The sequence below is a fragment of the Acinetobacter sp. YH12236 genome, assembly GCF_013417645.1.
Taxonomy (GTDB): domain Bacteria; phylum Pseudomonadota; class Gammaproteobacteria; order Pseudomonadales; family Moraxellaceae; genus Acinetobacter.
Genome location: NZ_VPDM01000032.1, coordinates 14,268 through 29,361, shown reverse-complemented (window position 1 = coordinate 29,361; position 15,094 = coordinate 14,268). Strand labels below are relative to the sequence as shown.

Genomic DNA, 15,094 nt, shown 5'->3' with positions numbered 1-15,094 from the left:
TCATGAAATACGGTATTCTGATGGGACAAAACCTGAATCCTGGTCGTTAAAGTGTTTGTTTGCACTCATATTTTAACTGTTAGGACTCAGGTTTTTTTATTTAAAGCAAACTATGGGACAGCAGTGGCCCTAAGGCCCTCTTTTAAATGAATTTTCCAAGCAAATATTAACGCTTTAAATTCGACAATAGTGCTGATGTAATCGAAGTATTGACTGCTACCGCTTTGGCTTTTTTGGCTTTCTTCGATTTATCTTCTACACGTTCAATTTTAATGGCTTTATAGCGATCCCCATTCTGGACCACATTGAATTTTACCCGGTCATTGCGCTTCGGTTCACCTGAATCGGCGGGGAAATCCGAGATATGAAAGAATACCTCACCTTCAGGTGAAGAAATAAAACCAAATCCTTTTTCTGGATTGTACTGTTTTACTTTTCCTTGGTATTGCTCGGAAGCCATAAACGTCCCCTTCTCTGTATCTGTCAGTATTCAGTATATAAAAAAGAGGCTGTAAAAGCCCCTTTTCTGTTCACTTTCAAAAATATTAGTCTTTTTGAACTGAACCAAAAATCTTGTCACCCGCATCGCCCAAACCTGGAACGATGTAACCATTTTCATTCAAGCCATGGTCAATCGCCGCAGTGAAAATCACCACATCTGGATGAGCTTCTTCAACACGTTTAATGCCTTCAGGGGCTGCGACCAATACCATCACACGAATATCTTTACAGCCGCTGGCTTTCAATACGTCAATCGCAGCAACCAGAGAAGAACCAGTCGCCAGCATTGGATCAATGATCATCGCAAGACGGTTTTGTACGTCTGGAACCAGTTTTTTATAGTAAGTACGTGCCTGTAGGGTTTCTTCATCACGTTCCAGACCCAGTACAGAGACTTTGGCACTTGGAATCAGATTCAGGAAACCATCCAGCATACCAATGCCCGCACGTAGAATTGGCACAACAGTAATTTTCTTACCTGCAATACGGTCTACAGTTACCGGTCCGTTCCAGCCGTCAATCTCATGCTCAACGACAGGAAGATCCTTGGTCGCTTCATAAGTCAAAAGCATAGTCACTTCCTGAGCTAGCTCACGGAAGTTCTTGGTACTAATGTCAGCACGACGCAGTAAACCGAGTTTATGTCGAATTAATGGATGACGGATTTCATGGATTGCCACGGGAGAACACCTAGAAGGTTAAAGATAAATTTCCGCTATTATAAAGACTTTTCCGGATTTGTTTAACTAAAAAAGCCCCCAATCGTGGAGGCTTTTTTGTAATAACTTCAAACTTGCGCTGAATTAGTTAAAACCACTTTGAACCAAAGTGAAAATAAACTGTTGTAATTCAGGCGACATTGCGAAGAATGCATAGCGAGACAGCGCAATGATCGGATCTGGATAAACACCGATCACCAGTACCAGTAATGCGACAAGCAATACCATGATACCGCCGACTTTTTGTCCCCAGTGATTTACAGCATCAAGACGTGGTGTTTCTGGTGGAGTCATATACATGACAACCATCACACGCAGGTAGTAGTACAGACCAATACCTGAACCCAGGATGACCATCGCAGCAAGGAACCAAGACTCACCTGCTACCGCAGTTTTCACTACCAGGAACTTACCGATGAAGCCCGCTGTTAATGGAATACCTGCTAGAGACAGCATCATCACAGTTAATACAGCAGTCAATACTGGACGGCGCCAGAACAGACCGCGGTACTCCGCCAGGCTACCTGCTTCATCTGTATTGTTATACGGACTAGACATCAGCGTTACCACACCGAAAGCACCAATCGTAGTCAATACATACGTGATGATATAGACGTTTACACTTTCAAAAGTCGCGAAACCTTGAACCTGTAAAAAGTCAGTATTACGTGCAGATACGATCGCAACCAGTACATAACCGAAGTGAGCAATTGAAGAGTATGCCAAGATACGTTTCAAGTTCACCTGTTTCACTGCAAGCAAGTTACCTACAATGATGGAAAGTACTGCAATCACGCTGATGATAGTTACGAAGCTATCTGACAGGATTAAGCCAGAAGACAATACATAACGTACGAACAGACCCAGCATTGCCACTTTAGACACAGTTGCAAGGAAAGTTGCAACTGGTGCTGGAGCACCTGCGTATACGTCTGGTGTCCATTTGTGGAATGGAGCCAGTGACAGTTTAAAGCCCACAGCGAATACGATCAGTGCCAGACCAATTACTACAGCAGGTTGACTGAATGCAGTTAATAGTTTGCCTGGTTCAGCGACAAAGCTTAGAGAACCTGTATATGCATAAACATATGCCATACCCATCAACAACATTGCAGATGCAGTTGCTGAAAGCACCAGATATTTCACACCTGCTTCAAGCGATTGAGAACGCTGATGTGTATACGCCAATAAGCCGTATACAGGGATCGACATGAGCTCAAGGCTAATGAAGAAAGATGCATAGTGAGAACTTGCCACCATCAGCATCGCACCGGCAACGGAGGTCAGCATCAGGATGTATAGTTCTTCACGGTTATCTTTATAGGTTTCAATATAAGCATGTGACAAGGTACTGCACGCCAGTGCAGCCACAATAATCACAAACTGATACAGCATCGTAAACGGATCTACGAGGAACAGATTCATTACATTGGCAGGTGCAAATTGACCCGCTAACAGAACGAACAGAATGTACAACGCCGCCAGGTTTAGACCAATGACTGTCGTAGTCGCAACTAAGTTATGGTTACGCTTAATTGCAGTAAGCAACATCACGACGATCGCAGTCAATGACACGATCATCACAGGTGCTAGAGGCATAAGCTCAGAAAAAGACATTGTGAAGTTCATGGCTTATTGGATCTCCACATTTTCAGCTGAAACGGCAGCTTGCTGCACAGCATCAGCTGCTTCAGACACAGGAATGTAGCTATTCGCTAACCACGCCATGCTTGAGTTAGAAACGTCAAGGAAGCTTTGTGGGTATAGACCAAGCCATGCTAGACCAAATGCACAGATCAGCAAAATTACCACTTCACGTGCATTTAAATCTTTTAACGGATTTGTGTAGTGTTGTTTTTGCTCTTCGTTTGGAACACCAAACAACGCTTTATGGATCAGAATCAAACCGTACAGACCCGCAAATACCAGGCTGATTGCAGCGAGGATTGTGAATGCAGGGAATTTACCGAATGAACCCATCAGGATCAGGAACTCACCAATGAAGTTACCTAGACCTGGAATACCGACAAGCGCCGCGATGAAGAACATCAGGAAGAATGCAAGGTATGGGAACTGACCACGAATACCACCCATCAAACGCATATCACGTGTATGAACACGTTCGTACACCTGACCACACATAATGAACAGCGCTGCAGATGACAGACCGTGAGCCAGCATCATGATCATCAGACCTTGGAAGGTCAGGATGTTACCTGCATAAATTGCAAGTAAAACGAAGCCCATGTGTGAAATAGACGTATACGCCAATAAACGTTTCATATCGGTTTGCTGGAAAGCACACCAAGCACCGTAGAAGATACCGATTAAACCAAAAATGATCGCGATGTCTGCAAACTGTGCAGAAGCCGCCGGGAAGAATGGAATCACGAAACGGATCAGACCATAAGCAGCTGTCTTAATCAAGATACCTGCAAGGTCAACAGAACCCGCTGTTGGTGCTTGTGCATGCGCATCTGGTAACCAGCCGTGTAATGGGAAAACTGGAAGTTTTACCGCAAAACCGATAAATAGACAGATCATGAATGCATAAGCCACTGCTGGTGCTTGTGTATCCAGCATGTTCGCTACACCCATCAGGTAGTTGTAGTCGAAACGGATTTGACCAGTCATGGTGTAGCCTACAGTCACCAGACCAAGGATACCAATCAGCATGACTAAACCAGCTACCTGTGTGTAAATGAAGAACTTGGTTGCAGCATATACACGTGACTTGCCTTCTGCCCCTTTATGACCCCAAAGTGCGATCAGGAAGTAGATCGGCACCAGCATCATCTCCCAGAAGAAGAAGAACAGGAACAGGTCAATCGCCAGGAATACACCGATTACACCACCCAGAGACCATAAAAGGTTCAAGTGGAAGAAACCAACGTTTTTCTGAATCTCACCCCACGAACAGCCTACTGCCAGCACACCAAGGAGTGCAGTCAAGCCAACCATCAGTAAAGATAAACCATCCACCGCAAGGTGAATGTTAATGCCCAGGGTTTGAATCCAAGGCAATTTAAACTCGGCTGCCCACGTAGGAGCCGCACCGCCAAGTTCATAGTTATAAGTACCCGACTGCCAAAGGACGATGGTCAAGACCAGCGTCACTAACATACCAATCAGCGCGATATAACGCGGAAGGTGTTGGTCGAGTTTATCGACCAACCAGCAAATAAAACCTGCAATGAACGGAATGAGGATCAGAGCCGGCAAAATAATATTGTTTGGAGCTTCCATTTTATTTCCCCACTACCTGAATCACGAGCAAGATCATCAGTAGGACAACGACACCGAGCCCCATACTAGATGCATATTCACGCAGTGAACCTGTTTGACGTGAACTGGTAAAGCTATGACCACCTTTAACCAGTGCAGGCAGCACCAGCCAGAAGCCATCAATCGGATCACGGCCGAACAGTTTCGCGAAGAACAAATAAGGCTTCACAAAAACGATGTCATACAGCTTGTCGAAACCAAGTGCATTACGGCAGATGTTGGCAAGGCCCGCACCCAGAGAAGTTTTCGCAAAAGATTTCACAGCGTTGTAAGCAAAAGCAAACAGCACCACGCCAATTGCAAGACCTACCAGTGCAATACCTACTGCTGTGTATTCTGCAGTATGCATGCCATGTTCAAGTGCTTCCGGAATTTCAAATGCAGGAAGTTTAGCCGCATTCAAAATACTTTCCACAGGCGCTTTTAATGCTGCACCCACGAAAGTTGAAAGTACTGCAAGAATTGCCAATGGACCCCAGTAAGTTACACCCTTGATTGCATGGTAAGGTGTGTTTTCTTTACCGAAGAATACCACCCAGATCAGACGGAATGTATAGATCGAAGTCAGGAACGCACCGATTACACCCACCCAGTAAAGTGTGCTGTAAACTGCGATTGATTGGCCTTGTACCCAAACCGCACCCAGGATTGCATCTTTTGAGAAGAAGCCCACAGTGATGAATGGAATTGCAGCCAATGCACCGCCACCAATGGCGAAACATGCAAACAGGAATTTGTTCTTGTAGAACAGACCGCCCATCTTGAAGATATTTTGTTCGTGGTGGTAAGCCAGAATCACTGCACCAGAAGACAAGAATAATAATGCCTTGAAGAATGCGTGAGTCAGCATATGGAACAGACCCGCCTGGTATGCTTCAGCACCTACAGCCATAAACATGTAGCCCAACTGACTCATAGTTGAGTAAGCCAGAATACGTTTGATGTCTGTTTGTACCAATGCAGCAAAACCAGCCACCAGCAATGTCACCGCACCAGTAATTGAGATGAACATCATCACTTCAGGTGCAAGTTCAAATACTGTGAACAGACGGCAGCACAGGTAAACACCTGCTGTTACCATTGTTGCAGCGTGGATCAATGCAGAAACAGGAGTCGGACCTGCCATCGCATCTGCCAACCAGGTTTGCAGTGGAATCTGTGCAGATTTACCAGCAGCACCCAAGAACAGCATTAACGCAGTCCAGATGGTCAATGATGAGCTTTGAGTCATCACAGCCGCAGCATTTTCTACGATGTACTGAGTATTTAGCGTACCGAATTGCTGGAACAGCAAGAACATGGCAATCAGCAGGAATACGTCACCAATACGGGTAACGGTAAATGCCTTGATCGCTGCCACACCGTTTGCAGGGTTTTGGTAGTAATAACCAATCAGCAGATAAGAACACAGACCTACACCTTCCCAACCCAGGAATAACAACGCCAGGTTGTCACCCAGTACCAGCAATAACATGCTTGCAACGAACAGGTTGAAGTAAGAGAAGAAACGTGCGAAGTCTTGTTCACCGCGCATGTACCATGATGCAAAGATATGGATCAGGAAACCAACGCCTGTCACCATGCCCAGCATCAACAGAGACAAACCGTCCAGGTGCAGGCTGATGCCCGGTGCAAAACCACCGACATTGAACCAGGTCCAAAGAGGTTGCACCACCGCGGTAGAACCATTGTTGACAAAGTCCATACCCGCAATGAGTGCGAACAATGCCGATAACCCCACAGCCCCTACACCAATAATGGCTGCAACTGTTTCAGGAAGCTTATGACGCCCTGCCGCTAAAAGGACGAAGCCAATGAGCGGGAATAAAATTGTTAGATATAAATAACTCATCCGCGCATCTCACTAGCAGCATCCACATCCAGATGATGGAAGCGATGATAGAACTGAAGGACGATCGCAAGACCGATACACGCCTCTGCCGCAGCAAGGGTCAGAATCAGAATAAACATGATTTGACCATCAGGCTGTGCCCATGCACTGCCCGCCAGGACGAACGCCAAAGCAGCAGCATTCATCATGATTTCAAGGCTCATTAAAATGAATAGCAGGTTGCGTCGCACCATTACACCGTAAAAACCCAGTGCAAAAAGAATGGATGCAACGATCAAACCATGCTCTAAAGGGATGTTGCCCATTATTGTTGTTCCTCTTCTGCACCTGGTTCACGTTTACCCAAATGGAATGCTGCAACAAGTGATGCAAGCAATAACATCGCGGCAACTTCTACCAACAATAAGTATTGCGTAAAGAGTGATTGACCTACCGCTTTAGGACCGACCATTTCTGTGCCCATCACCATTGAAGGCTGCACGTAATCTGATTTAAGTACCCAAACCAGCATCAGACCAATCAGGAAGCTCATCAATGCCGGATAAGCCCAAGCTGATGAAGTCAACCATTTGCGTTCCTGAGCAACAGTCTGTTCGCCCAAGTTCAGCATCATTACCACGAACACGAATAACACCATGATCGCGCCAGCATAAACGATGACTTCAAGCGCACCCGCAAATGGTGCACCCACGATCAGGAACAGCCCTGCTACAGCAAGGAGTGAAACGATCAGGCTTAATAAAGCATGTACCGGGTTCGTGTTAGTTACCACACGAACCGTAGAGACGATGGCCACAAGGGCCATTAAATAAAATGGCCACATCATGGTAATAGACTCCGTACATCAACAGGCGCACTTTCACGCTGTGCCTGACCTTTGTCCTTACCAGCAACTGCCATACCGGTGACACGGTAGAAGTTATAGTCAGGATATTTACCAGGACCAGAAATCAGTAAGTGTTCTTTTTCGTAGACTAAGTCTTGACGAACATATTCGCCCAATTCGAAATCTGGTGTCATCTGAATCGCAGTCGTAGGACATGCTTCTTCACACATACCGCAGAAAATACAGCGAGAGAAGTTGATACGGAAAAATTCCGGATACCAACGACCATCTTCACGTTCTGCTTTTTGTAGTGAAATACAGCCTACCGGACATGCAACCGCACACAGGTTACATGCCACACAACGCTCTTCGCCATCTGGGTCACGCGTTAATACGATACGACCACGGAAACGTGGTGGCACGATTTCTTCGGCTGGCACTTCCGGATATAAAATGGTGTCACGTTTGCGCGTTGCATGGGTAAATACCATGAACAACGTACGAACGATTGACCCGAATCCAGCTAGAAATTTAAACATTTTGTTCTCCCTGCTGTCTTAGGCCTGATTCAACAGAATCACAGCACCAGTCACCAAAAGGTTAACCAACGCCAATGGCAAGCAAATTTTCCAACCAAAGTTCATCACCTGGTCATAACGTGGACGCATTAAAGAACCACGCGCCAATACAAACATCATTACGAAGAATGCTGTTTTAATAATGAACCAGAATGCTGGTGGAAGGAAATCAAGACCAAATGGTGCTAACCAGCCACCGAAGAACAGGGTTACGATCAATGCAGAGATCAGTACTACGTTTACGTATTCCGCAACGAAGAACATCCCCCATTTCATACCGCCATATTCTACGTGGTAACCTTCCGCCAGTTCCTGTTCCGCTTCTGGTTGGTCAAATGGGTGACGGTGAGTTACCGCAACACCTGCAACCACGAAGATCAGGAAGCCTAAGAACTGAGGAATAATAAACCATACATCTTTCTGTGCTTCTACGATCTCACGCATGTTGAATGAACCGGCAATTGCCACTACACCCATCAGGGAAATACCCAAGAACACTTCATAAGAAATGGTTTGTGCTGCTGAACGTAGACCACCAAGCAATGCGTATTTGTTGTTAGAAGACCAACCACCAAACAGTACTGCATATACCGCAATACCTGCCATTGCCATGAAGAACAACAGACCGATACTCATGTCTGCAACACCTAAGTAAGGTGATACAGGAATAACCATGAACGACAGCACCGCAGTTGCCATCGCAACTGCTGGAGCCATACGGAAAGTCAATTTATCAGCAAATTTTGGTGTCCAGTCTTCCTTGAACATGATTTTCAGCATGTCGGCAACAATCTGGAACATACCGCCCGGACCTACACGGTTCGGACCGTAACGGTCTTGCCACAAGCCGAGTAAACGACGTTCAATAAAAGACATCAACGCAGCGATCAGTACTACAACCAGTAAGATCACGATCGCTTGAAGTACTGAATAGGCGATTGGCCAGTTTTCAGCCCACAACGGCGTTTGACGGATTAATTCTTGTTCCATGAATTACGCTCCTACCGCGACTGAAACAGGCTCTGCAAGAGATACCGTTGGTGCAAGACCAATTGGGTAGCCAATATAACCTGTTGGTAAGTATTCAATCACTTGTACAGGAAGAACAATTGAAGTCTCGCCTGCTTTCACAGTGATCTTCTGACCGTCTTGCAGGTTCAAGCGTGTAGCATCCTGTTCGCCCACTGCAAATACTGCGTCAGGAATACGTGATTCCATTGCCGGAGTTTTGATCATGAACTCACCAGATGCAAAAATGTGATGCATTGGTACCAGACGGAAGCTTTCAGCATTTACGAGCACAGGTGCTGGTGCGACGAAGCTACGCGCTGGACGCTTTGGTAAACGGTCGAATAAACGAACGCCTGAATCACCGCCTTTTAAGTGACCGCCCACTTCATCCTGGTATTTGTTCCAGGCTTGTGGTGAGTTCCAGCCTGCAGACCAGGCAAATGGAATCAGTGGAGATGGTGTTTCATTACCCACATAACCTTCCATAGAGAATGTTAATGCAGAATCGATATCGGTTGGCTGTTTCGGCTCGTGGACAGACAATGGCGCACGCATCGAAGTACGGCCTGAGTAACGACGTGGTTCACGTGCCACTTTCAGACCATGTACACGGAAGCCCGCATCTGGTGCTACATCCAGAATACCTTCAAGTGCAGGAACATTGCTTGCTACTGACTCGATGACATCATCCAGTACTGTCCAAGAAATCGCTTTGCCTTGTACGCCTGTTTCCAGTGCGTGTAACCAGCGCCAAGATTCTTTGATTGCCAGTTCCGGGTTGTAGTAGTTAGGGTCATACACTTGATAGAAACGTTGTGCACGGCCTTCTTGAGAAACGACAGTACCATCACCTTCAGCAAATGAGGCAGCAGACAATACGATGTTCGCTTTCTTCACAGTCGCAGTTTCAGAGTGATCCAATACGATCACCTGTTTGCCTGCAAGCGCAGCATCAACCTGAGCCGCTGGTAAACGACGGTAAAGATCGTTTTCTACAATTAGGACAGTGTCATAGTCTTGTGCAAATGCTTGCTCAAGGCTTTGACCACCGAAGATTGCCAGCCCCATTGAGTTCACTTCAGGAACAGTCAAGGTCAAGCCCGCATTACCCAGGTTTTGTGCTACTTGTGCAGCAGCTTCCATGATGGTTGCGTCTTGTAGACTTGTACCAGAGATGATCAGTTGTTTCTTGGCAGCTTTCAGCGTATCTGCAATGGTTTGTGCAAATGCTTTCGCATCGTCATCAAGACCAGTGATGACTTCACCTTTCACACCCGCAGCAATCGCGAAGCCTAAACGTGCGATGTCATTTGGAGAAGCAACCACTTCACCTTCCGCAACGTCAGACAAACGTGTTTGTGTTGCAGCCAGAATGTAAATCGGAGATTTCGCATCTTGGGCAATACGTTGTACAGGTTCAGCCAGCCATTCTTGGGTACGGCGCTCTGCAGCCATTTCCTTGCCTTTATTTTTCGCAGCTTGGCGAACAGATAAAGCCATACGTGGCGCAGTTTGAGTCAGATCTTCACCCAGAATGAGTACCGCATCATAGCTTTCGATTTCACGCATGTTCGGGTTATAAACACCTTCGGTTTGCATGATCGATGCAGCCAGCTCAACCAAATTTTGCTCTTTTTGAGCCATACCGGTTGAGTAATTGTCTTGACCAACTAACTCACGTAGTGCGAAGTTAGCTTCAAGCGATGCACGTGGTGAACCGATCCCCAGTACTTTTTTGCCTTGGATTTTCGCAATTACGGTATCCAATGCTGTATCAACAGAAACAGTTTCTACATTCGTGCCAGTACGGAACTGTGGCTGACGCGGACGGTCTTTACGGTTTACATAACCGGTACCGAAACGGCCTTTATCGCACAGGAAGTATTGGTTAACTTCACCGTTGAAACGGTTTTCAACGCGACGAAGCTCACCATAACGCTCACCTGGAGAGATGTTACAACCTGAAGAACAGCCATGACATACGCTTGGTGCGTACTGCATGTCCCATTTACGGTTATAGCGTTCTGAGTGAGTCTTATCGGTGAATACACCAGTCGGACAAACTTCAGTCAGGTTACCTGAGAATTCAGATTCCAAAGTACCTGATTCCGGACGACCGAAATAAACGCGAGAAGCGTTTGCATATACGCCGAAATCCGTACCGCCCGCATAGTCTTTGTAATAACGAACACAACGGTAACATGCGATACAACGGTTCATCTCGTGCGCAATGAACGAACCAAGTTCTTGGTTGTAATGCGTACGCTTGGTGAACCGGTAACGACGACGGTCATGTTGTGTCATCACAGTCATATCTTGCAGGTGACAGTGGCCACCCTCTTCACAGACTGGACAGTCGTGCGGGTGATTGGTCATCAAGAATTCAACAACAGAAGCACGGAAATCTTTTGCTTCTTTGTCTTCAATCGAGATGTAGGTATTGTCAGCAGCCGGTGTCATACATGACATGACCAAACGACCACGCGTATCTTCTGGATTCGCGTATTGAGTCACAGCACATTGACGGCAAGAACCGACAGAACCTAAGGATGGATGCCAACAAAAGTATGGGATGTCGATGCCAAGACTCAAACATGCTTGCAGCAAGTTTTCCGAGCCGTTGACTTCATACGATTTTCCATCGACATGAATTGTAGCCATAGTCGAATTCCTTAAGCTTGTTCTACGTTGCGGGTTTGAGCGGCAGCATTTACGACTTTCGCTTCAAATTCGCCACGGAAATGTTTGAGTGCGCCCATTAACGGTTCCATAGCACCTGGTGCGTGAGCACAGAAAGTTTTACCAATCCAAAGCTTACGAGTCAGTTCTTGTAAGTGATCGATATCTTCTTTCTTGCCAGTACCATCTTCAAGTGCTTTAAGCGCTTTCACCGCCCAAGGTAAGCCATCACGGCAAGGTGTACACCAGCCACATGATTCACGCGCAAAGAATTCTTCGAGGTTACGGGTTGCTGAAACCATACATTGAGTTTCATCAACCACCATCAATAGACAGGTACCTAAACGTGAACCTGCTTTCATGATGCTTTCCGCATCCATCGGAAGATCGATATGCTCGGCAGCCAGGAAGTCAGTTGATGCACCACCGGGTAACCATGCTTTCAGCTTCAGGCCGTCACGCATACCACCGGCATGTTCTTCAATCACTTCACGTGCAGTGGTACCGAATGGCAGTTCCCATAGACCTGGGAATTTCACCTTACCTGAAGCACCATAAATTTTTGTGCCAGGATCTTTCGATTTACCTGCAGACAGACCGATGTACCATTCTGGACCACGCAACATGATGGCTGGCAAGTTGTTGTAGGTCTCTACGTTGTTCACGATCGTAGGACGACCCCAAGCACCTGCAACCTGCGGGAATGGCGGTTTGGTACGCGGGTTTGCACGGCGACCTTCAAGCGAGTTAATCAATGCAGTTTCTTCACCACAGATATAACGACCCGCACCGGTATGCACGTGTAACTCGAAGCTCCAGCCAGAATCCAGGATGTTGTCACCCAGGTAACCTTTGGCACGAACCTGCTCAAGTGCTTCGTTCAGGTACTTCGCCGCTTCGATGTATTCACCACGGATGAAGATATAACCTTGAGTTGCTTCAAGGGTATAAGCTGCAATCAGCATACCTTCGATCAGCTGATGCGGAAGATCTTCCATCAACAGACGGTCTTTGAAGGTACCTGGTTCCATCTCATCGGCATTACAAATCAGGTAACGTGGACCTGAATTGTCATTTGGCGCCATCAGCGACCATTTGATCCCTGCCGGGAAGCCTGCACCACCACGACCTTTTACGGTTGCAGCCTTTACAACTTCCAGCACTTCTTTCGGTGTCATAGACAGGGCTTTTTTAAAGCCTGCATAGCCTTCAAGCGCTTCATAGTCATCGACATGACGGACATTTGCTTGTTTGCTTAGACGCCAAGTCAGTGGATGCGTTTCCGGGTTACCGTCGCCATAAATTGGTTTTGGTTCGGTATTCATACATACTTCTCCAATAACTGTTTAATTGATGTTACTTCCACGAGACCGTGAGTATCTTCATCAATCATGAGGGTTGGACCTTTATCACAGTTACCTAGGCAGCAAATTGGAAGCAAGGTAAAACGGCCATCCGCTGTGGTTTGGCCGAACTGGATACCCAATTCACGCTGGAATGCTTCTGCTAAAGTCTCCGCACCCATCAAGAAACATGCAATTGAGTCACACAGTAAAATTACGTGACGACCCACTGGCTGACGGTAAATACGGTTATAGAACGTTGCAACCCCTTCCAAATCGGCAAGGCTCATGCTGAGCATTTGCGCGATGGCATTCATTTGAGCATCGTCTACCCAGCCATTACGGCGTTGTACACACTTCAGCGCATCAAGACACGCTGCACGTGGGTAAGGGTAATGCCCAATGTGATGTTCAATTTCGTGGATTTCTTCCGAAGTTAAAATCCCTTCAACATTCACACGTGGCTTTTTATCAGTCAAAATCATCATAATGCGTTTACCCCTTAGCGATCCACGTCAGCCATTACGACGTCGATTGTCGCTAAATAAATGATTAAGTCAGATACAAGACTGCCGTTAATCACAGAAGGCATTTGCTGTAAATGCGTGAAAGTTGGTGTACGAATACGGGTACGGTAACTCATGGTTGACTTGTCTGAAGTCAGATAATAAGTCGACGCACCTTTCACCACTTCTGCCATCACAGATGATTCACCTGCAGGCATTACAGGACCCCAAGAAACGCTCAAGAAGTGCGTAATCAAGGTTTCAATATCTTGTAATGTTTTGTCTTTTGGTGGTGGAACAGCCAGCGGATGGTCCGCTTTGTACGCACCAGATGGCATATTCTCTAGACACTGCTTAATGATTTTCAGTGACTGTTCGATTTCACGGAAGTGAACAATCACACGAGCATATGCATCGCCTTCGTACTCAACCGGTACTTCGAAGTCGTAATTTTCATAACCGCTATATGGACGGTATTTACGTACGTCAAAGTCGATACCTGTAGCACGCAGACCAGTACCTGTTACGCCCCATGCCAATGCAGATTTCGCATCGTACTGAGCCACATTACGGGTACGACCCACAAATACAGAGTTTTTCAGTGCTGCAGTGTAGTATTCATTCAAACGCTTAGGCATCCAGTCGAGTAAGTCTCGAACCAGTTTTTCCCAACCATTTGGCAAGTCATGTGCAGTACCACCGATACGGAACCATGCTGGATGCATACGGTAACCGGTGATCGCTTCCACGATGTCATACACTTTCTGACGGTCAGCGAACATATAGAATACTGGGGTCATACCGCCGGCATCCTGAATCGCAGTACCGATGTACAGCAAGTGGTTATTGATACGGAACAATTCCGACATCATGACACGGATACATTGTGCGCGGTCTGGCACAGTAATGCCTGCCAATTGTTCCACACCCATCACATACGGCATGTTTTGAGCACAACCACCCAAATAGTCCACACGGTCAGTATACGGAATGAATGAATGCCAAGTTTGACGTTCAGCCATCTTTTCCACACCACGGTGGTGATAGCCGATATCTGGCACACAGTCTTTCACTTCTTCACCATCCAACTGCAAAATTACACGGAACGCACCGTGCGCAGACGGGTGGTTAGGACCCAAATTCAGGAACATGAAATCTTCATCTGCATTACCGCGCTTCAGACCCCAGTCTTCTGGCACGAAACGTAGATGTTCCTGTTCAAAGTCCTGCTTGGCTTTGTCTTGAATATACGGAGTATATTCAGTCGCACGTGCAGAATATTCTTTACGTAGCGGATGACCTTCCCAGTAGGTTGGCAACAAGATACGACGGAGCATTGGATGCCCTTCGAAATTGATGCCGAACATGTCATAAGCTTCACGCTCATACCAGTTCGCATTTGGCCAGATATTCGTTGCGGTCGGAATATTCAGATCGCTGTCGCTTAATGCAACTTTAATACGAATGTCACAGTTACGCTCTAAAGATAATAAATGATAGAACACTGTGAATTCTGACGCAGGCAAACCGTCACGGTGCGTACGTAAACGCTCATCTACTGCAGACAAGTCGAATAGCATCACGTATGGACGTGGCACGGTACGCAAGAACATCAATACTTCTTGTACACGTGCGCGCTCAACCCAAACTGTCGGGAAATCCTCGAAAGTTGTTTGCACAAAGAAGTTCTCACCAAACTTGGTTTTGAGCTCTTCAATGATGGCAAATGCTGGGCGTGAATCAACTGCTGTTGATTCTGGCATAGCAATGTCAGTTTCAGCCATTGGCTTGGCT

The 15,094-nt window shown here is 46.5% G+C and carries 13 protein-coding genes; all 13 read right to left on the bottom strand.

From position 1 onward, the window contains the following. Window positions 1–166 precede the first annotated feature (166 nt). The 13 genes from FTV14_RS12885 to nuoC all read right to left on the bottom strand — a co-directional run bounded on the left by FTV14_RS12885 (window position 167) and on the right by nuoC (window position 15,084). Window positions 167–460 (bottom strand): cold shock domain-containing protein, encoded by a 294-nt coding sequence (locus FTV14_RS12885; RefSeq protein WP_180012379.1) that lies wholly within the window; start codon window positions 458–460, stop codon window positions 167–169. Window positions 461–545: 85 nt separating this feature from the next. Beyond that, complete coding sequence (gene upp / locus FTV14_RS12880; protein WP_004785068.1) at window positions 546–1,181, bottom strand: uracil phosphoribosyltransferase; 636 nt, start codon at window positions 1,179–1,181, stop codon at window positions 546–548. A 123-nt stretch (window positions 1,182–1,304) separates the two neighbouring features. Further along, a complete protein-coding gene (nuoN, locus tag FTV14_RS12875; protein WP_004785070.1) occupies window positions 1,305–2,849 on the bottom strand; it encodes an NADH-quinone oxidoreductase subunit NuoN in 1,545 nt (514 codons plus the stop codon). Between the two features lie 3 nt (window positions 2,850–2,852). After that, window positions 2,853–4,466: an NADH-quinone oxidoreductase subunit M gene (gene nuoM / locus FTV14_RS12870; RefSeq protein ID WP_004785072.1), complete on the bottom strand. Its 1,614-nt coding sequence runs from the start codon at window positions 4,464–4,466 to the stop codon at window positions 2,853–2,855. A gap of 1 nt (window position 4,467) precedes the next feature. Further along, window positions 4,468–6,357, bottom strand: a complete 1,890-nt coding sequence (nuoL, locus tag FTV14_RS12865) for an NADH-quinone oxidoreductase subunit L (protein WP_180012381.1) — start codon at window positions 6,355–6,357, stop codon at window positions 4,468–4,470. Next, the gene (nuoK, locus tag FTV14_RS12860) at window positions 6,354–6,662 is read right to left on the bottom strand and encodes an NADH-quinone oxidoreductase subunit NuoK (protein WP_004280769.1); all 309 of its coding nucleotides are present in this window, start codon (window positions 6,660–6,662) and stop codon (window positions 6,354–6,356) included. The genes nuoL and nuoK overlap by 4 nt, the downstream gene beginning before the upstream one ends. Beyond that, a complete protein-coding gene (gene nuoJ / locus FTV14_RS12855; protein WP_180012387.1) occupies window positions 6,662–7,180 on the bottom strand; it encodes an NADH-quinone oxidoreductase subunit J in 519 nt (172 codons plus the stop codon). Before nuoJ ends, nuoK begins: the two co-directional genes overlap by 1 nt. Continuing rightward, entirely contained in the window at window positions 7,180–7,722 is a 543-nt protein-coding gene (nuoI, locus tag FTV14_RS12850) for an NADH-quinone oxidoreductase subunit NuoI (protein WP_004785079.1), read from the bottom strand. Before nuoI ends, nuoJ begins: the two co-directional genes overlap by 1 nt. Before the next feature lie 18 nt (window positions 7,723–7,740). Then, window positions 7,741–8,751 (bottom strand): NADH-quinone oxidoreductase subunit NuoH, encoded by a 1,011-nt coding sequence (gene nuoH, locus FTV14_RS12845; RefSeq protein ID WP_004785081.1) that lies wholly within the window; start codon window positions 8,749–8,751, stop codon window positions 7,741–7,743. A gap of 3 nt (window positions 8,752–8,754) precedes the next feature. Next, window positions 8,755–11,433, bottom strand: coding sequence for an NADH-quinone oxidoreductase subunit NuoG (nuoG, locus tag FTV14_RS12840; RefSeq protein ID WP_180054001.1), 2,679 nt, complete (start codon window positions 11,431–11,433; stop codon window positions 8,755–8,757). Window positions 11,434–11,444: 11 nt separating this feature from the next. Continuing rightward, on the bottom strand, window positions 11,445–12,776 hold the full coding sequence (nuoF, locus tag FTV14_RS12835; RefSeq protein WP_004785084.1) for an NADH-quinone oxidoreductase subunit NuoF: 1,332 nt from the start codon (window positions 12,774–12,776) through the stop codon (window positions 11,445–11,447). After that, complete coding sequence (gene nuoE, locus FTV14_RS12830; protein WP_004785086.1) at window positions 12,773–13,282, bottom strand: NADH-quinone oxidoreductase subunit NuoE; 510 nt, start codon at window positions 13,280–13,282, stop codon at window positions 12,773–12,775. Before nuoE ends, nuoF begins: the two co-directional genes overlap by 4 nt. A 14-nt stretch (window positions 13,283–13,296) precedes the next feature. Further along, window positions 13,297–15,084 carry an NADH-quinone oxidoreductase subunit C/D gene (nuoC, locus tag FTV14_RS12825; RefSeq protein ID WP_034702039.1) on the bottom strand — a complete coding sequence of 596 codons (1,788 nt, stop codon included), beginning with the start codon at window positions 15,082–15,084 and terminating at the stop codon, window positions 13,297–13,299. Window positions 15,085–15,094 lie beyond the last annotated feature (10 nt).